23 protein-coding genes, 1 tRNA gene and 1 riboswitch are annotated in these 25,439 nt (G+C 44.7%); of the genes, 17 read left to right on the top strand and 7 right to left on the bottom strand.

The window, feature by feature from the left end:
- Positions 1 to 21 precede the first annotated feature (21 nt).
- Together LPY66_RS15650 and LPY66_RS15645 are read right to left on the bottom strand one after the other, a co-directional pair.
- Entirely contained in the window at positions 22 to 234 is a 213-nt protein-coding gene (locus LPY66_RS15650; RefSeq protein WP_337985186.1) for a hypothetical protein, read from the bottom strand.
- Between the two features lie 124 nt (positions 235 to 358).
- Positions 359 to 1,237, bottom strand: a complete 879-nt coding sequence (locus tag LPY66_RS15645) for a DUF3102 domain-containing protein (RefSeq protein WP_337985185.1) — start codon at positions 1,235 to 1,237, stop codon at positions 359 to 361.
- A 321-nt stretch (positions 1,238 to 1,558) separates the two neighbouring features.
- Here LPY66_RS15645 and LPY66_RS15640 point away from each other — a divergent pair, with 321 nt between their 5' ends.
- Both LPY66_RS15640 and LPY66_RS15635 read left to right on the top strand, forming a co-directional pair.
- Positions 1,559 to 3,013 (top strand): aldehyde dehydrogenase family protein, encoded by a 1,455-nt coding sequence (locus LPY66_RS15640; protein WP_337985184.1) that lies wholly within the window; start codon positions 1,559 to 1,561, stop codon positions 3,011 to 3,013.
- A gap of 383 nt (positions 3,014 to 3,396) precedes the next feature.
- Entirely contained in the window at positions 3,397 to 4,029 is a 633-nt protein-coding gene (locus tag LPY66_RS15635) for a flavodoxin family protein (RefSeq protein ID WP_337985183.1), read from the top strand.
- Positions 4,030 to 4,037: 8 nt separating this feature from the next.
- On the opposite strand, the gene LPY66_RS15630 is transcribed toward LPY66_RS15635, so the two are convergent.
- Entirely contained in the window at positions 4,038 to 5,483 is a 1,446-nt protein-coding gene (locus LPY66_RS15630) for an MFS transporter (RefSeq protein ID WP_337985182.1), read from the bottom strand.
- A gap of 579 nt (positions 5,484 to 6,062) precedes the next feature.
- Between LPY66_RS15630 and LPY66_RS15625 the strand changes: the two genes are divergently transcribed.
- The 3 genes from LPY66_RS15625 (at position 6,063) to LPY66_RS15615 (ending at position 7,682) form a co-directional block, all read left to right on the top strand.
- Positions 6,063 to 6,578 carry a DUF3795 domain-containing protein gene (locus LPY66_RS15625; RefSeq protein ID WP_337985181.1) on the top strand — a complete coding sequence of 172 codons (516 nt, stop codon included), beginning with the start codon at positions 6,063 to 6,065 and terminating at the stop codon, positions 6,576 to 6,578.
- Positions 6,579 to 6,619: 41 nt separating this feature from the next.
- Positions 6,620 to 7,216, top strand: a complete 597-nt coding sequence (locus LPY66_RS15620) for a lactate utilization protein (RefSeq protein WP_337985180.1) — start codon at positions 6,620 to 6,622, stop codon at positions 7,214 to 7,216.
- 163 nt (positions 7,217 to 7,379) lie between these two features.
- Positions 7,380 to 7,682, top strand: a complete 303-nt coding sequence (locus LPY66_RS15615) for a DUF5661 family protein (RefSeq protein WP_337985179.1) — start codon at positions 7,380 to 7,382, stop codon at positions 7,680 to 7,682.
- 159 nt (positions 7,683 to 7,841) lie between these two features.
- Here the strand turns inward: LPY66_RS15615 and LPY66_RS15610 are convergent, their stop codons facing one another.
- On the bottom strand, positions 7,842 to 8,834 hold the full coding sequence (locus LPY66_RS15610; protein ID WP_337985178.1) for a uroporphyrinogen decarboxylase family protein: 993 nt from the start codon (positions 8,832 to 8,834) through the stop codon (positions 7,842 to 7,844).
- Between the two features lie 442 nt (positions 8,835 to 9,276).
- Here LPY66_RS15610 and LPY66_RS15605 point away from each other — a divergent pair, with 442 nt between their 5' ends.
- Positions 9,277 to 10,827 carry a PucR family transcriptional regulator gene (locus LPY66_RS15605; RefSeq protein WP_337985177.1) on the top strand — a complete coding sequence of 517 codons (1,551 nt, stop codon included), beginning with the start codon at positions 9,277 to 9,279 and terminating at the stop codon, positions 10,825 to 10,827.
- 175 nt (positions 10,828 to 11,002) lie between these two features.
- Here the strand turns inward: LPY66_RS15605 and LPY66_RS15600 are convergent, their stop codons facing one another.
- Complete coding sequence (locus LPY66_RS15600) at positions 11,003 to 12,607, bottom strand: FAD-dependent oxidoreductase (protein WP_337985176.1); 1,605 nt, start codon at positions 12,605 to 12,607, stop codon at positions 11,003 to 11,005.
- 210 nt (positions 12,608 to 12,817) lie between these two features.
- On the opposite strand from LPY66_RS15600, the gene LPY66_RS15595 reads away from it, so the two are divergent.
- From LPY66_RS15595 to LPY66_RS15560, 8 genes are all read left to right on the top strand, one after another.
- Complete coding sequence (locus tag LPY66_RS15595; RefSeq protein WP_337985175.1) at positions 12,818 to 13,630, top strand: MerR family transcriptional regulator; 813 nt, start codon at positions 12,818 to 12,820, stop codon at positions 13,628 to 13,630.
- A gap of 243 nt (positions 13,631 to 13,873) precedes the next feature.
- Positions 13,874 to 14,263 (top strand): FMN-binding protein, encoded by a 390-nt coding sequence (locus tag LPY66_RS15590; protein ID WP_337985174.1) that lies wholly within the window; start codon positions 13,874 to 13,876, stop codon positions 14,261 to 14,263.
- A 132-nt stretch (positions 14,264 to 14,395) separates the two neighbouring features.
- Positions 14,396 to 15,055, top strand: coding sequence for a 4Fe-4S dicluster domain-containing protein (locus LPY66_RS15585; RefSeq protein WP_337985173.1), 660 nt, complete (start codon positions 14,396 to 14,398; stop codon positions 15,053 to 15,055).
- Between the two features lie 19 nt (positions 15,056 to 15,074).
- Positions 15,075 to 16,370: an NrfD/PsrC family molybdoenzyme membrane anchor subunit gene (gene nrfD / locus LPY66_RS15580; RefSeq protein ID WP_337985172.1), complete on the top strand. Its 1,296-nt coding sequence runs from the start codon at positions 15,075 to 15,077 to the stop codon at positions 16,368 to 16,370.
- Between the two features lie 468 nt (positions 16,371 to 16,838).
- On the top strand, positions 16,839 to 17,807 hold the full coding sequence (locus tag LPY66_RS15575) for a phosphodiester glycosidase family protein (protein WP_337985171.1): 969 nt from the start codon (positions 16,839 to 16,841) through the stop codon (positions 17,805 to 17,807).
- Positions 17,788 to 18,207 (top strand): hypothetical protein, encoded by a 420-nt coding sequence (locus LPY66_RS15570; RefSeq protein WP_337985170.1) that lies wholly within the window; start codon positions 17,788 to 17,790, stop codon positions 18,205 to 18,207. Before LPY66_RS15575 ends, LPY66_RS15570 begins: the two co-directional genes overlap by 20 nt.
- 116 nt (positions 18,208 to 18,323) lie before the next feature.
- Positions 18,324 to 18,416: riboswitch (NiCo riboswitch) on the top strand.
- Between the two features lie 153 nt (positions 18,417 to 18,569).
- On the top strand, positions 18,570 to 19,493 hold the full coding sequence (locus LPY66_RS15565) for a cation diffusion facilitator family transporter (RefSeq protein WP_337985169.1): 924 nt from the start codon (positions 18,570 to 18,572) through the stop codon (positions 19,491 to 19,493).
- A gap of 230 nt (positions 19,494 to 19,723) precedes the next feature.
- Complete coding sequence (locus tag LPY66_RS15560) at positions 19,724 to 21,601, top strand: carbohydrate-binding domain-containing protein (protein WP_337985168.1); 1,878 nt, start codon at positions 19,724 to 19,726, stop codon at positions 21,599 to 21,601.
- Positions 21,602 to 21,781: 180 nt separating this feature from the next.
- Here LPY66_RS15560 and LPY66_RS15555 read toward each other — a convergent pair whose 3' ends face one another.
- Positions 21,782 to 22,123, bottom strand: coding sequence for a cupin domain-containing protein (locus LPY66_RS15555; protein WP_337985167.1), 342 nt, complete (start codon positions 22,121 to 22,123; stop codon positions 21,782 to 21,784).
- 220 nt (positions 22,124 to 22,343) lie between these two features.
- Between LPY66_RS15555 and LPY66_RS15550 the strand changes: the two genes are divergently transcribed.
- The 3 genes from LPY66_RS15550 (at position 22,344) to LPY66_RS15540 (ending at position 23,948) form a co-directional block, all read left to right on the top strand.
- Positions 22,344 to 22,973 (top strand): site-2 protease family protein, encoded by a 630-nt coding sequence (locus LPY66_RS15550; protein ID WP_337985166.1) that lies wholly within the window; start codon positions 22,344 to 22,346, stop codon positions 22,971 to 22,973.
- A 14-nt stretch (positions 22,974 to 22,987) separates the two neighbouring features.
- Positions 22,988 to 23,815, top strand: a complete 828-nt coding sequence (locus LPY66_RS15545; protein WP_337985165.1) for a DegV family protein — start codon at positions 22,988 to 22,990, stop codon at positions 23,813 to 23,815.
- Positions 23,816 to 23,871: 56 nt separating this feature from the next.
- Positions 23,872 to 23,948, top strand: a tRNA-Val gene (locus LPY66_RS15540).
- A 148-nt stretch (positions 23,949 to 24,096) separates the two neighbouring features.
- Here LPY66_RS15540 and LPY66_RS15535 read toward each other — a convergent pair.
- The gene (locus LPY66_RS15535) at positions 24,097 to 25,338 is read right to left on the bottom strand and encodes an MFS transporter (protein WP_337985164.1); all 1,242 of its coding nucleotides are present in this window, start codon (positions 25,336 to 25,338) and stop codon (positions 24,097 to 24,099) included.
- Positions 25,339 to 25,439: the final 101 nt, after the last annotated feature.

Below are 25,439 nucleotides of genomic sequence, written 5' to 3'. Positions count from 1 at the left end.
AAGCAGGATGAACTCCTGCTTTCATATTTTTAGTAACAGTTTGATGATTTCTCTAACCGCTCCACAACCGCTGCCGGATATGCTGCTGACTGAAGCGTAGAATGTGATGAACACGTTGATTGCCAATAGTGCATTGCTCACGACATACGGTTCCTTTACATGGATAAGGGATATAAAGGTTATCACACAACAACGGATGACCTTTACGATTCCCGCAATTCTCCAAAACTCCAATCAATGGTTTATTAATCAGAATTCTCATCTTGGGCTGAAGTTCAGGAATAGTAATAATCTCACTCTTTGGTGTGTTCAATTACATCCGATACTTCTCAATTCCGCTCATCCACCGGTATCTTCATTATTCTCCTTGATTTTCCGGTGTTTTCGGAGCTGCCAGGGAAGCTTTCTCAAAGCGCTTTAACTTGTTCATTATTTTAGATAGTAACTGATTGGCATGGGTTAGATATAATTTGCAAGCAGTCTGGTCCGATTCAGCCATTTCTTTGATGGAAATAAAGAAATCATCGAATCCTTTCTCTATCAGTTCAAAGCGGGCGTCCGCCTGGGACATGGAGAGGTTGAGTTTGAAGAGCTTGTTTTCCTGTTCTACCTCAGCAATGTGCTTGGCGGCTTCATTTTCATTTTCCATTACGTCAAGCTTCCGCTGCAGTTTCAAAACATTTCCCTGCTCGGCCCATAAGGCTTGCAGGTTAGCGGCGGCTTCTTTTTTAGCCTGATCGCGTTCACCCGCTAATTTGGAGATTTTATCATTTTGCTCGGCAAGGACTTTCTGCTGGTCCTTTTTTTCGGCAAGTTTCTGATTTCTCGCATTTACGGCCTGCCGCAGTTCCCGTTTACTCATGTCCGCGACGTTATTGTCCGCTATAAATTGCTCCCGCTCCTCTTCCGGCAGGCCTAAGAGGAGGATAGCCTGGGTGTAATTCAAATTCGGAACCGGCTCCGAATTTTGTCTGCCGTCCTTAGCGGAAGAGTCAAGCAGTTTTTGTCCATATTCTTCGTAGAGCTGCATCATCTTATTGGCTGTGCTCTGGGAGTAGCTGACCGACTCCTCCAGCCATTTGCCCCATTCTCCATGCGCCAGCAGCGCTTTGGCTTCCTTCAGGCGTTTTCCTACTTCGACGGCGCCGGTCAGCAGAATTTTATTGGTTTGATGTTTAATTGTATTGATTTCGGCCGCGATAACAGGCGGGGTGCGTTCTGTTGGTAAATCGCTCATGTTTATCCGCTCTTTCCGGTTTTTTGATATAATATGGGATAAGCCTGATAAGCGTGACAAGAGAAGTACTTTATTTAAAGATGTGCGTTAAGTTGCTGGTATTCCAGGAAAAATCCTGTGTTAAATAGAATAGGAAATCTTATATTAAGAATTTAAATGCCAAAATAAAAATAATCACTGAAGCACATGATGTGCTTCAACGAAAGAATGGGCACTCAGCCCATTCTTTCATTTGGCTCGGTTCTTGCATATGGAATTAAGAACTAGTTTATATCCTGAGTACGACACAGCATAGTTATTGCAGCTTAGGAGGAGAAAAAGATGATGAATCTGTCGGATCAAATAAAAATCAACGCAATCATAGATAATCAAGAAATTCCGGCCAAGGAATATACCGAAATACGCGATCCCGGCAAACGAAGTGACATTGTCGGGTTTGTGGCTTTGGGTAATAAGGAAGACGTTGACCTGGCGGTTCAGGCTGCGCATCGCGCGTTTTTTTCCTGGCGAACAGTCCGTGTCGAAGAGAGAATAGAAAGGCTCTTAGAAGCAGGAGAATTGTTAAAACAATCCGTTACGGATTTGACCTATTTAATGGCGAGAGAGCATGGCGGTCTTATGCGGGAAGTAAAGATGGACTTCATGGCGGGCTATTCCAACTTCATTAACTACGCCCAAGTTGTTCCGGCATTCTTGAAACCGGAGCAAAAAGAAGATGTCGAGAGCTGGATCTCCATCGAAAAAAACCCCAAAGGGGTAGTTGCGGCGATTGTTCCTTGGAATATGCCCGTTGTTCTGACCATGATGAAATTAGTGCCCGCACTGATGACCGGGAATGCGATTGTCGTCAAGCCTTCGCCTAATGCCCCGCTGGCCTTGACTCTCCTTCTGAAGAGGATGGCAGCTATACTGCCCCCAGGGCTTATCAATGTTGTCCATGGCGGCGATGATGTTGGGAAAGCGCTTACCAGTCACCCTTTAGTAAGAAAAGTAGCCTTTACAGGTGGTTGTGCCACCGGCAAAGAAGTCAATATCCGTTCGGCTCAGTCCTTAAAAGCAGTTACTCTGGAATTAGGCGGAAATGATCCCGCGATTATCCTGGAGGATGCTAATTTAGAAGATATGATGCCTAAAATTTTACGGGCGGTTTTTACCCGTTCGGGGCAAGTTTGTTATGCCATCAAAAGGATCTACGTCCAGGATACGCTGTTTGATGCCTTTATCGATGACTTCTGTGCTCGGGTTAATCAGTATATCGTGGGATATGGCTTGGATGAACGCTCGAATATAGGACCTGTCAATAATGAAAGGCAATATACGTTTGTGCAATCATTGATTGAACAGGCAAGGCAAAGCGGAGCTGAAGTCCGGGAATTAGGCATAAAGCTCGACCCGAAAAATTGGGAGAACGGGTATTATATCCTTCCCCATGTCGTTATTGATAAAGAACATTGTACTGATCTGGTGCAGTGTGAACAATTCGGACCGGTGATCCCGATCATCCCATTCACTACAGTTGACCAAGCCATCGCTTTAGCCAACGACAGTGATTATGGATTAGCCGCCTCGATTTGGTCCACAGACAGTGAAAAGGCAAAGACAATCGCCCGGGAAATGGAAGCCGGTTTAACGTTTATCAATACGCATGGCTTAGGATCCACGGTCTTCGGTATGCCTTTTGGCGGTATTAAAAACAGTGGTATAGGCAGAGAAGGCAGTCCGTTATTAACACTGTCAGCGTATACGGATACGCATGCCCTAAGATTATTAAAATAATTAGCCTAAATGCGACTATCGAAGATAGACATTTAATGATCAAATTATTCCATAGTAAGGATGCCTGCACAATGCCAGCGTCAAGCGGAGCACGGATTGCGGAGCGCAACGGTCCATGGATGGACCTAAGTTAAAATTCGCCAAGGAGAGCAAAAGAATTTTAACTTCCTAATGCAAATTTATGGAGGGCACAAGAGCCGAAAGTGGTATTGTGCAGGCATCCGAGCCCCAAATACGTATAATAACTAACGTATGTACGATGTACCAGTTGATAATTTATCCATTTCGGATATGATATGTATTAGAAAACGATTATTATTGAGTAATAATCGTTTTTTCAAATTCGATTGTAGTTTGAACGAAACGGAGGATATAAAGAATTTATGAAGGTCCTATTAGTTAACGGAAGCCCCCATGCCAAAGGCTGCACGTATACCGCGCTGGAGGGAATTGCTGAAACCCTGAATACCGAGGGAATCGAAGCAGAGATCTTCCAGGTTGGGATTGAACCGCTGGCTGGATGTATTGCCTGTCGCACGTGCAGTAAAAAAGGGCAGTGTGTTTTTTCAGATCCAGTGAACGACTTTCTTGATCTCGCCAAAGATGCTGACGGGTTTATTTTCGGTTCTCCCGTGCATTATGCGGCTGCCAGCGGTGCAATCACATCATTTATGGATCGTGCATTTTTTGCCGACTCCCTGGCAGGGCGACGCTCTTTTTACTTGAAACCGGCCGCAGCGATTGTTTCAGCCAGAAGGGCCGGGACAACAGCCGCATTTGATCAACTTAATAAATACTTCGCTATATCGGAAATGCCAATCATTTCTTCCCGCTATTGGAATATGGTTCACGGTGCGACACCGGAAGATGTGAAAAAGGATGAGGAAGGTCTCCAGACCATGCGCGTGCTGGCCAGGAATATGGCCTGGTTTTTAAAATGCAAGGAGGCCGGCATTAAAGCGGGGATACCGTTTCCACAGTCTGAACAAAAGGTATTCACGAACTTTATCCGGTAATACCCATTTTACTTGGCGCGAACAGCTTTGCCTCTTACCAGGGATGCTAAAACGCCAAAAATACAAAGAATCGTAAAGATGATCATCGAAATTTTAAAGCTGGCCATAAACTTAACGGCATAATCCGGAGAGGTTATGGTCATATTTCTCATAAAATGCGCCGTGACTAAGGCAATGATAGACATGCTCAAGGCTTGTCCTAATAAGCGTGCATTGGCGACTGTTGACGAAGCAGCGCCATAGAATTGGCGATAGACTGCGCCCATGATAGCGTTTGTATTCGGGCTTAAAAATAGAGCCAAGCCGATGCCAATAAATAACAGATTGAGTATCACTAGGACGATCGGCGTTCCTTTGCTGAAGAAAATACATATAAAAAGACCCACTGCGGAAATCCCAATACCAATAGTACCAATCAGACGGGGTTCGATCCGGTCGGATAAAGAGCCGGTGAAAGGGGAGAGTATGGCCATCACAAGGGGTTGAGCCAGCAATACCAGGCCGGCCGTTGCTGTACTTAATAGCAATACTTTTTGAAGATATAATGAGATTAAATAGGTTAAACCAAACGTGGTTGTGTAGCTGATCAGGGCAGCCACATTGGAAAAAACAAAGACGCGGTTGTTAATGGCGATACGCAGCGGCAGCAAAGGATTTGATATGTTTAACTCATAGACGATAAAGACAATGAGTATGGCGATGCCGGTAATGAAAATTCCGATGTACAGCGATCCTTTTGCTAAATCTCCTAATCCGATGAGCAGTAAAATTTGACCCAGGATACAGAGGACACTTCCCAAAATGTCAAATCTTTCTTTATGACCTTTCCATTCACCTTTTAATTTCCATAGCGTTAGTGTTAATACGGGGATACTTAAAAGAACACAGATATAGAAAATACCCCGCCAATTAAATAACTGGCAAATAACGCCGCCAAAGACAGGTCCGGAAGATAAGCCGAAATATACAGCGGCTGCGCTTAGTCCCAATACTTTACCCCTGGATTGTGGTGGAGCAACGGAAATTAAAATCGCGTTAGAAGTACCGAAGATCATTGAAGAGGCAATACCTTGAAGTACTCTGAAAATGACGAGAAGTTCAATGGAATGCGCAAAGGTACATAAAAGCGAGGTTACTGTAAAAAGACTCATTCCAGCTGAAAATACTTTCTTTCTGCCAATTAAATCCGCCAATTGTCCGAAAGGTAATAAGAAAGCTGCTATGGTCAACAAATAAGATGTCACGACCCAATTCAGCCAAAATTGGCTCGCTCTGAATTCCAGTCCCATCGAAGGGATTGCCAGATTGATCGAGCCGGCTGTAAATGCGGTCAGGAATGATGTCGTTAATACGATGACAAGTGTAATTCTTAAGAGATCTATATTCTCCTCTGATCTTGGCACGGTCTCTTCCACGTCGGATTCTCTCCTGTCTGAATGCGTTATCTTTGGCATTATTATTAGGGACACGCCAAGTGTACTTTCTCGTTGATATTTGGAATTACTGCGCCGAATAAATTTTCAGCCTGCTAGGCGGAGGAGGGAGGCATAGCCGTAGCTACGGCGACTGACGACAACAACGCAGATGGAAATTTAGGCAAGCAGTAAACCTAATTACCAGCGACACAGTACACTGGTGCGTGTTTAGTCTTTACCATATTGCGTGCGGTGATGCGAGTCTTCCTATTTCATTGTAAAGATACCACATAATTTAGCAAGACATTTATTGGAAATTCAGCTTGCGCTGGCCCTGCATTGCAGCGCCTATCTCCTGTACTTTTGATGCTTTGGGAATAAGGCAGCCATTGCACCTAAGGGTGAGACGTGACCTCGCGGCATTAGTATATCCATGAAAAAAACAGATGCTGTTTTGGATCTGTTTTGAGGTGTAAAGAAAATTCAAGAATGATGTAATAGTTACTTGTTGCACGTTATTTTCGTACAGGGGAGTTAAAATTTTCTTCTGAGTTGGAGACTACTTTTTTTATATGGAAGTTGGATGGTATAATTGAGATAAAAAATTATTGCTTTTTTATGGGAATTCGGCCGGGTATAATATTCGCCAAGAAAACGGTAAAAAGAGTTGAAGGCGGCGAAAATAGTATGGAAGAAAACCTCATCGCCCCCTGCGGTATGAACTGCGGTTTATGTGTCAGTTATCTCGCCATGAAGCATGATTTAAAGAAAAAAGGATTCAGTAAGTCGTATTGTGCCGGTTGCCTGCCCCGGGGAAAGAATTGTGCTTTTATGAAGAAACAGTGTGATTTACTGGGAAATGGGCATGTGCGGTTTTGTTATGAATGCGACAGTTTTCCATGCAAACGACTAAAAGCCCTGGATAAACGCTACCGTACAAAATACCATCTCAGTATGATCGATAATCTTAAGTGTATTCAGGAGAAGGGAATGGCTGAATTTCTTGATAAGGAAGAGGCAAAGTGGCGCTGCGCCGAATGTGGTGATAGGATTTGCTGCCATAACGGGCTTTGCCTGAGTTGCTCTTTGGATATTTTGCGGCAAAATAGAAGCTACCGCTGGGGTGAGGAGTAGTGCTTTCGCGATGAGGTTATTGATAAGGAGGAGACAGCGTTATGATAAATATGGAAACAACAATGAAGAATCTCAATTCCCGGGGGTTTGATGCCACTTACTTTGCAAGCGCGAAAGAAGCTGCCGATTACATTGTGTCGCAGCTTCATGGTGAAACGGTCGGATTTGGCGGCAGCAAAACGGTAGAAGCACTGGACGTGTTCGAACGCCTTGCCGAAGCAAATACGGTCTTTTGGCACTGGAAGCAGGGGATGGAGGTAAGAAGCAAAGCGACGGCTGCGGATGTCTACATTACCAGTGCCAATGCGGTAGCGGAAACCGGCGAAATTATCAACATTGACGGTGCCGGCAATCGGGTAGCCGGTACGTTGTTTGGCAAGAAAAAGGTTTACTTTATCATCGGCAGCAATAAGATTGCCGAGGATTACGATAAGGCGCTATGGCGGGCAAGGAATATCGCAGCACCGCTGAACGCGCGGCGCTTCAACACGAATACCCCGTGTACAAAAGGAGATTTGAAATGTCATGACTGCAATAGCCCGGAACGTATCTGCAAAGGATTGGTCGTTCTTTGGGGGAAAATGATGGGCATGGAAAAGGTTGAGGTCGTTATCATCGGCGAAGAACTCGGATTTTAAACAGTGAGAATCCCTACTTTCTGTGAAGGAACACGTTGCAAAAAACACTTTAGGAGGATTTAGCACGTTGACTATGGCGTGCGACGGATTCAGGTAAAAAAGTAGCTTAACTAAAAAAGGGTTATACTAGATGAATAAATACAATTTTCAAGGGGGTATCGTCATGAAAAAGTTCACTCTGGAAGAAGCTCTGAACATAGCAGAAGCCTTGGGCATTGATTTTAACACTGTGGGGTTTACACCGGAAGAGTACCTCGAAGGGATGAATATCGAACTGGAGCATGGAACAGTAGATCCCCATACCAATGTCACGAATGATGATCCATTAGTAACAGGTAAGATTGCTTTGGCTCACCTCAATGAGATCCCAGGATATTACAATGATGACATCGGCATTGAAGCCTGGGAACATGCGATGGAAGCATTAAACGGCGATTATAAAGGGAAGAAAATACAAATCGTTTAAATCGTTTAAATCGTATAAAACCAGAACCAGGAGACGGTGACGGGAGACAAAAGGGACGGAGACAAAAGGGACGGAGACAAAAGGGGCCACGGGAGACAAAAGGGACGTAGGACTTTGTCCCCTTAAAAGGGGACAAAGTCCTACGTCCCTTTTGTCTCCCTACTTGTTGTAGAAGTTTTTGTATTTTTCCCAGGCGGCGTTGATCGGAGCGATACCTTCGAAAAAGGACATCGGATCCGGTGAGTTCATGAGGCGGAAGCCCATGAAGACGTAACTGCCCCGGGGGCCGTAAGTCGTGATGCAACGTTTGACTTCGGCTTCGATTTCTTCATTTGTAGCACTTTCCAAGCCTGCGCGGCCGTTGGTGTCGTAGCCGCCGATGACCGATATCGTGTCGCCGTACTTTTCCTGGATGGCGACAATATCGTTCATGGGCTGTGCTGAACTCCACGCGAGGGCACCTTCATCGATAAAGTCGGCAATGATCGATTCACATTTACCGCAGGTATGCATAAATGGGATCATCCCGTGCGCCTTGATGGCATCGTTCAGCCGTTTGTGATGAGGCTTAATTAATGAGCGGTAGGTTGCCGGTGACATAAACAGTCCGCGTTCGGTAGCGACATCATCAAAATTGGTGAAAATATCCGGTTTAAAGTATTTTGCTGCTCTTTCAACGATGCCAATTTTATAATCGGTGATTGCTGCGAATAAAGCGTCGCAGGCCTCTGGTTCTTCAATCATGGCGCAGAGGGCATTTTCAAAGCCCATGAGATGAGTTAAGCGGAGGAATTGCGCATTCCAGGCTCCGTATTCGACGAGTTTGAGGTTACGGTTCGCACCCGGAGCGGCAAACTGCATCCCGGCGCTGCCTTCCCAGTCAAAGGCGTCGAGATCCGGGAATTTAACGATATCTTCCCACTGGGTAATATCGGCAAGCACGGGTTTACCACCCGGGACCGGCTGTCCGCTGGCAGACTGTGTCGCATGCCACTGAACGCCAAACCCGTCAAGCCCGCCGCCAAACGGCCCGTTTTCGTAGGTCTCAAATGCTCCGCCGACCAGAATGATATCGGTCATTTCATTGGGAATCCATTCCGGAATCCTGTGTTCTACCGCTGCCAGAAGGAAATTTTCTTTTGGTGTCAGCATGATAGTCCCTCCTATTTACATATTGTATGGCCTCACGCAATTTTGATATCGTCTTTGAGCTCTTATCCAATCGGATGTACTTTCATTATAACGGCAGAACCATCGTTAATGAATACAGTAAAACAGCGGAAATTTAGTCATTAAACACGACATAGTGTAGGGAGGATGTATTGGAACTTTGAGGCTTATAATTGGCCGATCGAAAAGAGCTTGTTATTTATTCGGCAGGTTAATATAATTAATCCAATACATCATACTGATATGATATTATTGTTGAACGTTGTGTTGTCATTTCATAAGATTTAGTTCCTGCGATTTACTTCCTACGATGTGTATGAAACCATGCTGTTATTGTTAAATGGTGCAAAACGCGTATTGAGTCCCCGATCAAGACAATTGTTCCTTATATGGATCGACTAAGACCACAGTGAGGAGACAGAGTATGAATCTTACCCAAGATATTATTTACTACAGTCTATCCCGAAAATATCCGGTGCAGTTTCTTAAAAGAAGTGATACAGAGATGATCCTAAAACGTCCTATGATCTATAACGAGGGCGAAGATTGTGCTGATCGTACGATAATCATCCTGGCGGAAGAGATGAAAACGCTGGCAGATAGGCCGAATTCCGAGTCAAACGCATTATATATATGTCTGGGTAAGCCGCTGAAGTCCGTCAAGTCCGTCTCCGGTTCTGTTATCACCCTTGAGACCGAAGTTGCTCCGGCTGCGCTATTCAACGCGATTCAGGAAATCTATGATCGATTCGACCAGTGGGATGAGACCTTGAGAACAGCACTTTATGAAGGCGGCAGTTTTGGCGATCTGATCGATTGCACGGATCCTCTCGTTACGGGCTCCGTATTCCTGGTGGATAAAATGTTTCACTATGTTGCTTATTCCAAAGAGAAGTCTCGCCGAAACGGATTGAACACCTACATGGACGAAAACGACAATATGACACTAGATGCAGTGAATGATTTTATAGCTGATTCTGAATTTCAGGTATTGTATGAGATGCAGGGGGTTTTTGATTATTCAGCGGATGATCCAACCTTCGGTGCTGTGCACATGATCTGCAAAAATATATTTCAGGATAATGCGTATGCCGGCAGGTTGATTGTGGGGCTGGAAGACCCCGGTGATGATGCTAAAAGGTACACGACGGCGATTTTGCAGCATCTTTATTTCTACATCAACAAGCTTTATCAGACATACCGGTCATTCGATATGAAAGAAATTGTACTCAGCAGTCTGCGCAGTTTGCTTCTGGATAGCTTAAACAATAGGGAAGTTTCGAAGGAACAATGGCAAAAAGCCCTTGAAGAAAACGGCTGGACAACTACTGACAGGCTGCAGTTAATCCAATTCCGGCAAAAACGGCATTATACCAAAAACATCTATGCGGAATTCTTAAGTGCGGAAATTGAGCGAAAATGGCCGGGGTGCGCTTGTTTTGAATATGATGACAGGCTGCTGATGCTGGTAAATCAGGACGCCGAACCCCGATCAGAAAAGGGTTTTTATCAAGCCTTTGCCTATTTCTTACGAGAGAGTTTGCTTATTGCGGGACTCAGCCGTATATTCACCGATAGGAATCAGCTTCGTTTTGCCTATAACCAAACCGAGACCGCACTTGACTTCGGACTAAAGAAAGAACCGACCTTATGGTACTATAAATTTGATGATTATGTACTGAACTATATGTTGAATCAATGTACCGGCGAATTTAGCGGAGAGCAACTCTGCAGCGGAAAATTATTGGCCTTGAAACGTCATGATACGGAGAAGAGAACAGCGTATTATGAAACATTACGCGCGTATTTTAAGTGCAGGATGAACGCGATGGCAGCAGCAAAGACGCTCTATATTCACCGAAGTTCTTTTTTGAGCAGGATGGACCGCATTATTGAGCTAACGGGAATCGATCTTGACTCCGATGAGGAAGTGTTTTACCTGTTGCTTTCGTTTCATTTACTGGAGAATATGTAACAATCCACACCGGAACGGAGACAAAGGCGTGTTGGGAGGGACTGTCGTGCTCACAGTGAGCTGACGTGCTTAGACATAGGGGTAAAGAAAGACGGTATTGACCGCCGACGTGTCGTCGCTGTCAATACCGTCTTTACGTTTATTATACACTAGTTTCAACGATTACGATGACGTATTATTTTCCTAAGACATCCTTCGCTGCATAATCACCGCCAAGGCGTCCGGAGGTGAAGGCATAGCCGATGCCGTCGCCGTTGCCGACGTAAGCATCACTGAACAGTACACCTTCAGCTTCAAGTCCGACAGCATAGAGGCCCTTGATGGGGATCTTCTTGGTGCTTAAAACCTGGAAGCTCTTGTTAACGTTTAATCCGCCGCAGGAAGCTAAGTTATTGATTTGAGCCGGAATCGCATAATACGGTCCTTCACCATAAGCAACAAGATATTTTGCGGCTTTGCCAAAGTCAGCATCAACGCCGGTTTTGCTTGCATTGTCATAACTGGCAAAGGTTGCTTTCAAGGTCGCTGCATCAAAGCCTGCGTTGGTGGCTAATTCATCGAGCGTAGCGCCTTTGAAGCCGTTTTTGTTCTCAACCAAGGAATCAAGAACTTTTTGGAGATCGACCCACGGATTATCCAATTTGAACTTATCTGCCCAGTCAAGATAGAATTCAGGCGGCATCGCCGGTAAGCGATCTACTTTGACGCCCTGCATTCCTTCTTTGGTCATGGCATCGATCTGTGATTGGGAGACGATAACATAATGAACGGGACCTTGATAAATACTGGTATTGGCAGCAGCATCCGGTGTATATACGGAAGTTTCATCTCTGAATCTGTCACCGGACTGGCTGACGTTCATGAAAGTCGGAAGATAGGTCAGCATGAGAGGATAGCTGGCTTTATCGTTGCTGTATTGGGTTTTCAGTGTAGCCGTTCCCGGGGTTAAAGTCTGGTGGAACATTTGAATGCCGAAGTTGACCGGTTTTTCAGCGCCGACAGCCCAAGCCATCTCTAAGCCTTCACCGATGTTCTGCGAAAGGCCGCCCTGGATATTATCAAATCCGGAAGCTTCTTTCACCATGGCATCATTGCCGGCATAACCGCCAGTGGCGATGATGACAGCTTTAGCGGTGATTTCCAGTGTGGTTCCGTCTTTCTTGGTGGAGGAAACGCCGACGACTTCGCCTTTATCGTTCGTCAACAGGCTTTTCCCGGTTGTCTCGGTCAGTACCTGACCGCCATTCTTTTCTACGGAATTAGCCAGCATCTTTTTAAACAGATCCTGACGGATGGCATAGTCCGGAAGCATATGCATTTGCTCACCGAAGAAATTGAGGAAGGTTGTCGGGTAGCCGTGGTTAGCCAGCCAGTCGTAGGTATCACCGGAAGTGGTGATATATTGTCTGAGCTGAGCAGCATTGACTCTCCAGTGGTTTAAAACAATCCAATCGTTGATGATTTTTTCTTCATCAACTTTCACACCATTTTTCAAAGCAGTACTGGAATTGATAAATTTGCCTGCCCATGAAAGGTTGCTGGCGCCGCCAAGCATGGCAGTCTTTTCGATAATAATGACCTTTGCTCCTTGGTCAGCAGCTGCAACAGCGGCTGATATACCGGACGCACCTGCTCCAACGACAACAACATCGGTTGTCAATTTTTCCGTTTTGGCGGAGCCAGCGTCTTGCTTGGAACACCCAAAAGACATCGTCAGCATGAGTATTGCAGCGAGTGATACCATGAGTATTCTTGATATACGGGACTTCTTCTTCATCATTTTACCCCCTATTCTTTTTATTTTATAAACCATAAGAAAATAATAAACATTGGTGTTACACCAAGGTCAAGCAGTATAATAAGAATATCATTAGATGAAAAATAATTTGGATTATAGTACAATTAAGTATAGAGTTTAACTCATTCAATGAAGGATATTATAATTTTAGAGTTAACAAGGTACAAAGAGCTGTATTCTGGGGGAAGATAAATGAAGTACACCATAGGAGAGTTTTCCGATATGCTCGGAGTGACCGTGGATACGCTGAGATTGTATGAAAAACGCGGCATCATTAATCCCATCAAAGACGACAAAAATAATTACCGATATTTTGATGATTTAGACTCCAGGGTGTTACTTGCCAGCAGGTTATACCGGAGTTTGCAGATTCCATTGGAAGATGTTGCGGAATTGATCAATAACGGCCAGTTGGAGGACATCATCGAAAAGATTGACGAATCCAGAATAAAGTTAGAAGATCAAATCAAGAAAAGCACCCTGCTCTTAAACAAAATGATTGAAATTAAAAAGGAAGCAGCGGAAATCCCTAACATGCTGAATCGATTTCAAGAAAAGAAGCTTCCTGGAATCTATCGCATCAGACAAACAGACAAAGATAAATTGTTAAAATATCAATCGCATAAAGAAACGGTGAGCGCTTGGATGAACGTTTTACCTTTCTGTTTTCGAAGTTTCAGGATCAATAAAGAATTCTTTTTCGCCAATGACGATAACGTTGAGTATAACTGGGGTCTTGCTATTTTTGAAGATGAGATGCCATATCTTGATTTGAAAATCACATCGGACATCGAATACATTCAACCTCAGACGTATCTAAGCTCTATCCTGCCCGTAATACCCAATGGGGAATATTTTATGAAAAACGCAGCTGAGTTTATTATTTCCTATATTAAGGATAATCATTATACGGTTATCGGTGATATAATGGGTAAATTAATGTTGACACAAAAAAGCTATCAGCATACCTTGTCCTATATTGAGGCTTATGTACCGATAGGTTAAACATTAGTTTTTTTCCTTGAAATGTCTTTTTGTTAAGAACCATAGATGAAACCTCCGTATGTGATTGCTTAAACACCAATAGCATACTCGGTTTCATACGATGGTTCTGTTTATTTTTTTAGAATAAAAATGCGAAAGGTTATTGACCTTGGTCTTACACCAATGTATATGATTAATCCTATGAGGACTTCGGCCATCTATTTCCTATGCAGCTTATGTGATAAATATGAAGGAGGTTTTAAAATGAAAAGAGGAAATATTATAAAGAAAATAGTTATCTTCTCAATGTGCTTTGTGTTGATTTTCGCTATAGCAGGTTGCGGTTCCAAGACAAATACCTATAAACCGGGCTCCTATACGGCTTCCGGCCAGGGTAAGAACGGTCCGGTCAAAGTCCAAGTTACCTTTAGTGAAAAGGAAATCACGGCCATTGAAATTCTCGAGCATTCTGAAACACCGTCGCTTGGCGCAGATGCACTTCCGTTGATTGTGGAAGATATCAAAGCGAATCAATCCCTTGCAGTTGATGCGGTAACGGGTGCTACGTACTCCAGTAACGCTGTGCTCGCTGCAGTTGAGGACTGTGTAAAACAAGCCGGCGGCGATCCGGAGCTTCTCAAATCGGAGAAATAAATCAGTGCTCTGTGTATCGGCGAATTCATTAAGGCGTTTAATGGATTCGCCTTTTTATCCTTACTGCGGATGCGGTGTATCGTTATCTATGCCTAAATAATATCTAGGAAAAGAGGAAGGAAGTGATGCTGAATGGCTAACTCAAACCGAAAGCTAAGCAGACGGTCCGTACTGAAAGCAGGGATTTTAACTGGAGCAGCACTTACTGTCGGATTACCCGTGACAAAAAAAGTTCTTGCAGATACGGTGGGCACCGCCAATGAAACAAGTCAGATCGGATTCTTTTATGATCAGGGGAAATGCATTGGCTGCGGTACCTGCGCCACAAAGTGTAATCTCACTTGGCGGTGGCCAAAGGGTGCAAAATGGCGCAAAGTAATATTCAATAAGAATGATATCAAAACGAGGCTTTCCATGAGCTGTAATCATTGCGAAAACCCGGCGTGTATGACGGTTTGCCCGGTCAAGGCATACACCAAACGGGAGAAAGATGGGATCGTTGTCCACCACGAGGATCGGTGTGTGGGGTGCGGCTATTGTATGTATGCCTGCCCATATAATGTCCCACAATACAGCGAAACGAAAGGGTATGTATCCAAGTGCAGCTTTTGCGCTTCGAAACAAGATGCAGGGGAACAACCGGCGTGTGTTTCTGTATGTCCAACAGGCGCCTTGGCTTACGGGAACCTTGCAGAATTAAAGAAGCAGCCGGGGTTAGTATCTCAAATAGCCGGTATGCCTTCGCCGGAACTGACAAATCCGTCGTTTGTCATTCTCCCCATAAAAGAATAGCGGCAACGGAGGTAGATAGATGAAAACATTAGTTACTTATGATTTAAGAAAAATACGCGTGGCAGTTATGGTGATCACGCTGCTCCTGATGCTTATTACGGCATCCCCCTGCTTGGCAGAGAGTACCTCAGCAGCAACAGATAGCATAAACCAACAAATTCAAACTGAATCCGGATTTCCCAATACGATCATTGATAAGAATGGGGAAGAGATATCCACAGAACCGGATCCGGCACTTGTTGCCGCTAATCAGACGCCGATCAAACCTGATAAGTGGGGATGGCTCATTGGCATCTATCTATTTTTAGGCGGGATGGGAGCAGGGGCCTATCTGGTTTCTTTTCTTGCCGAAAAAGGTATTTTTGCAAAAAACGGTGCCCTGGTGAAAGCCGGCTACTATATTGGAGCACCGGCTGTAGCCATTGGTGCGTTGCTTTTAGTATTTGATCTTGGACAGGGGCTGCACAAACCATGGCTGATTCTGCGAATGTTCCTTAACCTGAGTTCAGTCATGACTTGGGGTATCTATATCCTGTCATTATTCATTGTCATCGGTCTGATGAAGGCGTTTCTGGCCTGGCGTAAAATCAAATCGCCTTCAGTTATTTCCTGGCTGGGTGCGATATTGGCTGTATGCACCATGGCGTATACAGGGCTTTTACTGTACGCAGCAAAAGCGATCCCGTTCTGGGTGAATCCGCTGCTGCCCATTCTGTTTGTTGTCTCTGCGCTATCCACGGGTTTATCTGCAGCGCTGCTGCTTTCGCATATCCTGGAAAAGCGGAAGGGCAGAGCAAAACCGAAATCAAAATCGGTAAAAAATGCAATGCCGGTGGCAGCGACAGTAACGGAATCGGCAACGGCACTAGTAGCTGAGGCTGCAATACTGGCAGAAGGAACGCTTCAGGAACCGGAACCACAAACAAAACCACAAACAAAACCACAAACACAACCTCAACCGAAAAAAATGACTATCACCCACCTTGTCTTGGTTGTTTTAGAGGCTGTTCTATTCTTAGCATTCATCATGCCTGCATTTAACGGCACAAAAGGGGTAGCCGCGTCCTTATCAGCCAATGAAATCGTTTCCGGTTCACTGGCATTGTACTTCTGGCTTTTATTTGTGGGCATCGGTTTGGTGTTGCCTGGGATTATCTATACCATAAAATTGATTAAAAAACCCCGTGCGGGATCATCGGCAGCAGGTAAGGTGATGGACCTCTTATGTGACGGTGCCGTATTGATTGGCGGACTAACCCTGCGCTGCCTTGTTGTTTTTGCGGCATATCCGATTTGGAACGGACTACTGCGATAAAAAAAGTACTGGCGCGAGGTAAATCATTTCAAACCAAAAGGCTGTTGTCTGACGAGGGATTCAACTTCGCTGGCAGCAGCCTTTTTTTACGACGCTATTTCACGGATCTTAGATTTATAAGACCGATATACCTGTCCCAAATAATATGACTCTGCCTACTTAATATCATCAAGCGCTGTCATCAGAAAGCCATAGAAATCTCAGAGTCAAATGAACCCAAACTACATGAACTGGCGAAATATCTCATCGAGAAGGAAACCATCACCGGACAAGAATTTATGGATATACTGCAGAGCAGCGGTGTCCTGAGAAAAAGAGAGACGAGCAGAGAGGTTCAGCCGCCTTCTTTTTTCAGCAAATGCTCATCCAGCGTTCATCGAACTGTCACATAATCAGGTTACGCTAAAACATAATAACCACTATTCCGTAATATCAAAATATAAGCGCGACAGGAGTGTATCATTCCCAATGAAAGTGTTCTTCTCTAAACCGTATCGCTGGGCCATTGTCCTATCGATGATATTAACCGTTTTTTCTGTCTATGTCCTGCTGGATACCTTTGTGATTCCGAAGGATGTTACCCAAATCCAAACCGAAGGCTCAACCGGAGGAAAAAATTCATCCGCTGGGGATCAAACAGCGAATCAGTCCTCGAATCAATCATCCGGTCAGACACCGGATGAGGCTTCCGGTCAATCCGATCCGATCATTACCGATTCAACATATCACGATGACAATATCACGATAACCATCGATACCGTACGCGAATACGATACGACATTCTACGTTGCTGATATTCAGGTTACAGATCCGGAATACTTAAAGACGGCATTGGCTGAAAATACCTTCGGCAGGAATATCAAAGAAACGACATCTGAAATGGCAGCGGATCATAATGCGATCCTGGCGATTAACGGCGACTATTACGGCTTCAGGAATACCGGCTATGTATTGCGTAATGGGGTGCTTTATCGGGAGACAACGGATGGCAGTACAGATAATGAGGATCTTGTCATTGATGATGACGGGGATTTTTCCATTGTCAATGAAAATGAGGTCAGTGCGCAAAGCCTGAGCGAGGGGGTCTGGCAGATATTTTCCTTCGGCCCAGCGCTAATCGAAGATGGTAATATTGCCGTCACCGCGAGCAGTGAGGTATCGCAATCCAAGAGCAGTAATCCGAGGACTGCTATCGGTCAGGTATCCGGACTGCATTATATCATCATTGTTTCCGATGGCCGTACCAGTGAAAGCGAAGGTCTTTCCTTGCTGGAGATGGCCCAGGAATTTGCCGAAAGAGACTGTACGGTTGCTTATAATTTAGACGGCGGCGGTTCATCGACCATGGTTTTTAACGGTGAAGTCGTTAATAACCCCACCAACGGGCGTAGTATGCAAGAAAGAGAGGTTAGCGACATTGTTTACATCGGATACTAATCTGCCAAAGAATAACCAACTGAAAAAAACGGCCATCGTCTGCCTGGTATTAGCTGGTCTTTGTATTGTTATCGATAATATATACGCTCTGTTTGGTCATGGCGTACGATCCGCAGACATGTCGCTGATGTTCTTATACCCTCTGATCGGAGGAAGTCTGGTCTATTTCCTGTTAAATACATTTACGCCGGGGATATATCGAGCACAGCGTTTTCGCCTGTTTTTCAACCTGTATAATTCCGGGTTGGCTATTTTAACGGTGGGAAGCTTACTGCAAGGCATACTTGAAATTGCCGGAACGGAGTCCGGGTATCTCACTGTTTACAGTGTCATCGGATGGGGATGTACCGCGCTGGGATTTCTGTTTTATGCTGCCACTGTGTTCAGACCAAAAAGCTAATCGAAAAGCAGCAAAAATCCAGACGAAAATTTACGAAAATCAACCTTGCAGGAAGTAAAGGATAATCTTGACAAAATGGGGCTACGCAAAATATACTATTATAAAATATAGTTTAGGTACCGCAAATAGAGCAGGCGATACACTTTTATCAAGTGTGTGGGGCTGGGCCGGACTCACCGGCAGCAGGGATAAGTACCTGTGGGACTATTGTGAAAAACATAGTTCTACAGGTTTTATATTTAGGCACATTCTCTGTTTCAAGTAATATGCATATATTATGAATCGTTCATTGTTAATGAACATAGATAAATATCATGAACCCACGAATCAGATAGAAAAGAAGGACGATTAGGGGAGGAAAAATGCAGAATATAGACAGAAAAGTTAAATATGCGTTATTATCCGTTGTCTCCAATAGTATGCTGATTCTATTCAAAATCATCGCCGGCATCCTGAGCGGTTCCGTAAGTATTATATCCGAAGCCATTCATTCCGGTATGGATCTGGCAGCATCTATTATAACTTTTTTTTCGGTCAGACAATCGTCTAAACCTGCGGATAAAGAGCACCCGTTCGGTCATGGAAAAATTGAAAATATATCCGGATTGGCTGAAGGGCTGTTAATTTTTGTCGCCGCTGCAGTAATTATTAAAGAAGCTGTGGAAAAAATAGTTGATCCGGGTGAAATTGAACAGGCACCGATTGCGATTGCCGTCATGGTTATATCGGCCGTGATCAATTTGTCAGTTTCCAGGACATTGATGCGCGTATCGAAGGAAGAAGAATCCATGGCCCTGGAAGCCGATGCACTTCATCTAAAAACGGATGTCCTTACCTCACTGGGCGTCGGGGTTGGTATCCTGTTGATCCTCTTGACCGATTTTGTCATCCTCGATTCCCTCGTAGCAATTATGGTCGCGGTGCTCATTATCAAAGAGGCATATCATTTATGTAAAAAGGCATTTGATTTTCTTTTGGATTCCAAACTTTCGGATGTCGAAGAGGCTGAAATTGAAAGGATTATCAATCAATTCAGTGATCAATTCAGGGATTACCATAAATTAAAGACAAGAAAATCGGGCAATTGCAAACATATCGATTTTCATATTACGCTGGATAGTGAGATCACAGTGAAAGAAGCCCATGATCTAGTCGGCAGTCTAAAAAAAGCGATGAGTGATCAAATAAAAAATACGCGGGTTATCATTCATATTGATCCCTTTGAAAAAGATGAGCGTGTGGAAATAATCGATATCATTGACGAGAAACATGACGAAATTGAATAGAAACGGAAATAAATAGAAATGTGGGGCCGTTGTCCGTGTGTTCAAAAATGTACGGACAACGGTCAATTTATTTTCCAATATATAACACCACCGTTTTCACCAATTTGTCACATTAAAAACACAGCATAGACATACAAGCGGGTTATAATTTCCCCAATTCAACCATGATGAAAAGTTAATGGACTTTTTGAGGAGAAACCGATGGCATGCGGGGCGATAATTGAGAAAGGATGCAACTGATGACAGGCAAATGGCATAGCAAAATAAAAAAAGTAGGGATAGTCTTCCTCACCGGGATACTCTGTATTGTACTGACAACCGCGTGTTCCAAACAGAACACGGAACAAACTGGCAATTCCAGTCAGGCAGCGGATACGACAAGCAGTGATAACCATGTGGATTATGACTCAGACGATTTAACTTCTTCGTGGGATGACGCCACGGCGACACATATTAATTTCGAAAGCAATAAAATCAACGTCGTTGGGTCGGGAGCGGTTGTTGATGGGAATAAAGTGATGATCCAGTCCTCAGGCACGTATGTGTTGAGCGGAACACTCACCGATGGTCAAATTCGTGTTTATACGGATACAAAGATTCCGGTGAGGTTAATTTTGAATGGGGTAGACATATCCAGTTCAACCAGTGCACCGATCGATGTGCTTAATGCGGAGAAGGTAATCATTACCCTGGCTGAAGGTACTGAGAACACGATCGCAGATAACGATAATTATACTCTTACTGATTCAGCTGAAGAGGAACCGAATGCGGCTATTTTCAGTAAAAGTGATCTGACGATCAACGGCAGCGGGTTGCTCCGTGTCGATGCCAATTACAAAAATGCCATCACCAGTAAGGATGCCCTGAAGATCATCAGCGGGACTATCGTTGTCGATTCTGTCAATAACGGGATCATCGGACGCGATTACCTGGCGGTTAAAGGTGGATTGATTAATGTTCAGGCGGTGGGGGACGCGATAAAAGCAACAAATGATGAGGATAGCTCGAAAGGGTTTATCTTGGTCGAAGGAGGCACGCTCAAACTTGCAGCCGGAGAAGATGGAATTCAGGCTGAAACCAAAATATTGGTTAAAGAGGGTACGTTGACAGTAACATCCGGCGGCGGCAGCGCCAACGGCATTAATAAATCTAAAAATAGCGCCACAGCTGACAGCACTGAGACCAGTATGAAAGGAATTAAGGCTGCGTCAGGCATAGAAGTCAGCGGCGGTACGATCACCATTGATTCAGCAGACGATGCCATTCATTCCAATGGCAGTGTGACGATAAACAACGGAACTGTAAAAATTACATCCGGCGACGACGGCATCCATGCGGATGAGGCAATCACGGTTAATCAAGGCAAAATAACCATAAGCAAATCCTATGAAGGGATCGAAAGTACGGTCGTCACGCTCAATGATGGGACAATTGACGTTACCGCCAGTGACGATGGCATCAATGTGGCAGGCGGGAATGACGCGTCCTCGGTCAGCGGAAGGCCCGGGCAAAATCAATTTGCTGATACCGGCGTCAATTTCCTGAACATTAACGGGGGCTATCTTACTGTCGATTCGGGAGGCGACGGACTGGATTCCAATGGGTCTATCACTATGACAGCCGGAACGGTGCTTGTTAATGGCCCAACCAACAACGGTAACGGATCGATCGACTATAACGGAACCTTCACTCTGTCCGGTGGGTTCCTCTGTGCAGCCGGCAGCGCGGGAATGGCCGAAGCGCCGAGTACATCGTCGGAACAGTACGCATTGAGCATGACATTTTCCGAAATTCAACAAGCTGGTTCGATGGTGCACATTGTCAATACTCAGGGAGAGGATATATTGACCTTTGTCCCGACCAAGAACTACCAGAACATTGTGCTGAGCTCTTCAAAACTGAAGCAAGGCGAGACCTATACGGTCTATGTAGGCGGCAGTTCGACAGGTACGTCGCAGGATGGTCTATACAGCGGCGGTACGTATACGGCGGGTAATCAATATACCGATTTAACGATTTCTGAAGTAATCACCCGGGTGGGATCGTCCGCAAGGATGGGCCCTGCTGCGGGCGGGGACAGAGGGCCGAAAGGAGGCATGAGGCGATAGAAAGAACAAGTAACGGTGTTAACCGGATTTGCGAGCAAAAAGAATTATAAAGAATGAACGTAAAAAAAACGAAGCCGATGCAAAAAGTAACCTCCCACTTCACACACCTGGGAGGTTACTTTTTTGAATTAATGGTGACCTTATGACGTGGACACCACTTTTCTGTAAATACGCATAACGCTAAATCGCAAAGACGACGATCAGCAGCATTTTGAATTTCTCCGCGGCGGCAACGGCATGCGGGATTCCTGCCGGCATAACAATCGTTTGTCCCTTTTGTAGAGTATAATTTTCTGATCCGATGGTTATTTGGGCGGATCCATCCAATAAATAAACCATTGCGTCGCCACCCGAAGAGTGAGAACTGATCTCTTCACCCTGGTCAAAAGCAAACAAAGTCAGACTTAGCGCTTTGTTCTGCGCCAGCGTCCGACTGACGACCTGCCCGGGTTGGTAATCGACCAGAGCAGCCATATCAAGGACTTTTTCAAAATCAATATTTTTTAAAAAATGATTTTCCAAAGCAGTTCACCTCCTTTATAAAAAATATCTTTATTATTATAGTGTCTGTGAAGTATTATTTTGTCAAATGGGCAATTATTATGTATGATAGGAGTAGCACATCTGCCAGATGATATGTAAATGTGGATTACGTTAGTAATATTGACGACGAGGTCTAGGGATGTAATCTGTGATAGCCCGCCAGGAGAAACAAAACTACGTTTAGGAGAGAATGTAACGCATGAATTTTGATCTTATTCAAACACTGTATATTTTGCCGGGAATCATCATCGGCTTTACGTTTCATGAATTTGCCCATGCCCAAGTAGCCGTATGGCTTGGTGACGACACCCCACGGCTGCAAGGAAGATTGTCGCTGAATCCCCGGGTCCATATTGACATTATCGGTTTAATCCTGATTATCTTTGCCCGATTTGGCTGGGCTAAACCGGTCGAGGTCAACCCCAATAATTTTAAGAATAAAACCCGGGACGATATTCTGGTATCGTTGGCAGGCCCGGTCATGAATATCCTTGTCGCCATTTGTTTTTTTATCCTGGTTCGCGTTGTCGGCTTGATACCCGGCACTATCCTGGAGGCTGGCACGGCCACTATTCTTGCCGACATTCTGGACTACGGGGCTTATATGAACGTAGTTCTCGCGGTTTTTAATCTTGTTCCCGTGCCGCCGCTCGACGGCTCAAGTATCTTATTCGGGTTGCTTGGCTGGCGATACCGCGAAATATATTACCGTCTCCAGCAAATGAGCTGGATTATTCTGTTGGTATTGATCTTTACCGGTATTATCAGTTTTATTATTGGACCGCCGATCATGTTTATTTATTCCGTGCTCTCGAGTATTTTTTATTGAGAGGGGACAAGTCTATGATTCATTTTGTCACGGATAGTTCGGCAGATATTCCGCGTCATTTGTTGGAAAAACATACGATTCACAGTATCCCGTTATCGATTCACGTCAACGGCAAAGATTTTGCGGAAGGGGTGGATATTACACCCCAGGAGTTCTATCAGGAAATGGCGCTTTCACCCGAACTCCCGAAAACATCACAACCATCGCCGGCCCAGTTTGCTAAGGTGTTTCAGGAACTGACGGGAAAAGGCAAGGTTCTGTGCTTTACCATTTCCTCCAAACTCAGCGGGTCGTTCAACGCGGCTGTCATGGGCAAAGAACTGTCCGGCAATCCCGATGTAACGGTATTTGATACACTGGCAGGATCATTGGGACATGGTCTGCAGGTACTAAAAGCCGTCGAATTATTTGAGCAAGAACAGCCTTTCCATATGATCTTATCACGACTAAATACGATGCGGGAGGAAATGAAGTTCCTTATCCTCTTGGATACACTTGAAAATGTCGTGAAAGGAGGACGTCTCAGCCGTTTTCAAGGGACATTGGCGAAGGTGCTGGATATTAAGGCGATCCTGCATGTCATCGAAGGAAGAGTAGAAATATTGGAACGAATCCGGGGAAGAAGCCGATCCATGAAACGAATTATTGAACTTGTCGGGGATAGATGTACGGACTTTTCGGATAAAATCATCGGTGTCACGCACGTTAATAATTTAAACGATGCCCGAACCGTTGCTTCAGAACTGGAGAAGCGCTACCGGCCGCGAGAAATTATCATTAACGAGACGGGTGCAACCATTGCCACCTATGCCGGAAAAGACGGTATTATTGTTGCATTTTAATTAATTTTTCATTTGGTATTTTCAGGCGGGCGCTGTATAATTAATGTATCGTTTTCGGGCTTGTAGCTCAGTTGGTTAGAGCACCGTGTTCACATCGCGGGGGTCGTAGGTTCGAGCCCTATCAAGCCCACCAATATAGTGAAATTATCAGGCGAACGTAATAGTTCGACTTTTTACTACCTTAATAGGTTATGGCTTTTGAAAGCGGTCCTAACAAGCAGAAATGAAAAACGGCTTGAGTCCAGGTGTATACCGGACCCAAGCCGTTTTATTTTTGCTGTTTATTTCGCAGCGGCTGATTTTTGATCTTCAACATATTTTGCTACTGTGGGGTCACCCTTCTTGATGGCGACGATAATGCACAGAACGATACCGGCAGCGAGCATAACCGGACCGGAAACAAGCAGCTGATAGTTCGGGCCTGTGAAGCCCAAGAGACCGGCTAAACCAGCGCAAACGAATGGGCCAACGAACTGGCCGACACCCTGTCCGGCAATATAGAGCGAAACGCCGTCCCCGATGCGCGCCCGGCTCTTTACGGTTGTTCCGGATAAAACGTTGTATTCACAGTTGAGCAAGGAGAATAAGGCACCATAGATTGCGGTTAGAGCAACAAAGGTGCTCAGATTGAGAGTCCGTGTCATCATGATCGTGTCAATTCCGAAGATAACAAGTAAAACTGGGATCATGAATCTGCCAATAACCTTTCTCAACGGAACATACAATAAACCGCCGATGGAGAACAACAAGGAGAAGAAGGTCATGGCAAAACCGATGTCATGGGGTTGACCGATACCGTTGCCCATAATAACCATTGCGACGTTATTCATAAAGGCTGCAGTGAAAATGACACTGATCGCAGCGAGAATGATGAACATCCAGTAGAAGTTGCCGAAACCGCCTTTGACTTTATCCTCTTTGACGAGAGGAACGGCGAGTTTTTCTTTCGGAGGTTCAGGTAAGAAGGCAATAATGACAATAGCGAATGGAACGACGATTAAGTAAGACCAGAATACATATACCCAGTTGATTCCGGCTAAAACGCCGCTGAGATAGGAATACCCCATGGCACATGCTGCACCGATAAAGGTCTCTAAGCCAATCATCATTTTCTGTTCTTTGCCCGACCATAAGACGTTAATCGAAGAAATACACAGGGCGAAGACTAAGCCATAGCCAAGGCCGAAGACTGCACGCCAGAACAGAATGATACCAATGCTGCTGTGCATGATGGCAGGCATAACACCGCCGAGCAGAGCCAAAACGATAGCAATATACGCTGATTTACGATATCCGATCGCTGCACACAAGCGACCGCAAAAGATCGAGGAAACGACCATGAGCATGGTTGGCAGAGCGATGATCTGCTGAACGATGGTGGGGTCGACATTGGGAAATGAGGCCTGAATGCTGGCGAGTGCCGGAGCAGCAAATGCTTGTGTGAATTGAATACAAATCAAACTGATAACTGCAAATTTTGGCCAGAAGCCATACTTTTTTTCTCCTGTTGCTGTAGTTTCCATAAACAATCCATCCTCCTATTATTTATACGTTCTTGGGTCCGTCATTCTTTTCAGAAACAGGTATTAAATCGATAAGGACCAGAAGAATTTAATTTCGTTTC

Source organism: Dehalobacter sp. DCM (genome assembly GCF_024972775.1).
In the GTDB taxonomy this organism is placed as follows: domain Bacteria; phylum Bacillota; class Desulfitobacteriia; order Desulfitobacteriales; family Syntrophobotulaceae; genus Dehalobacter.
Note: the sequence above shows the minus strand (reverse complement) of the source record. Positions and strands in the feature narration are given on the sequence as shown.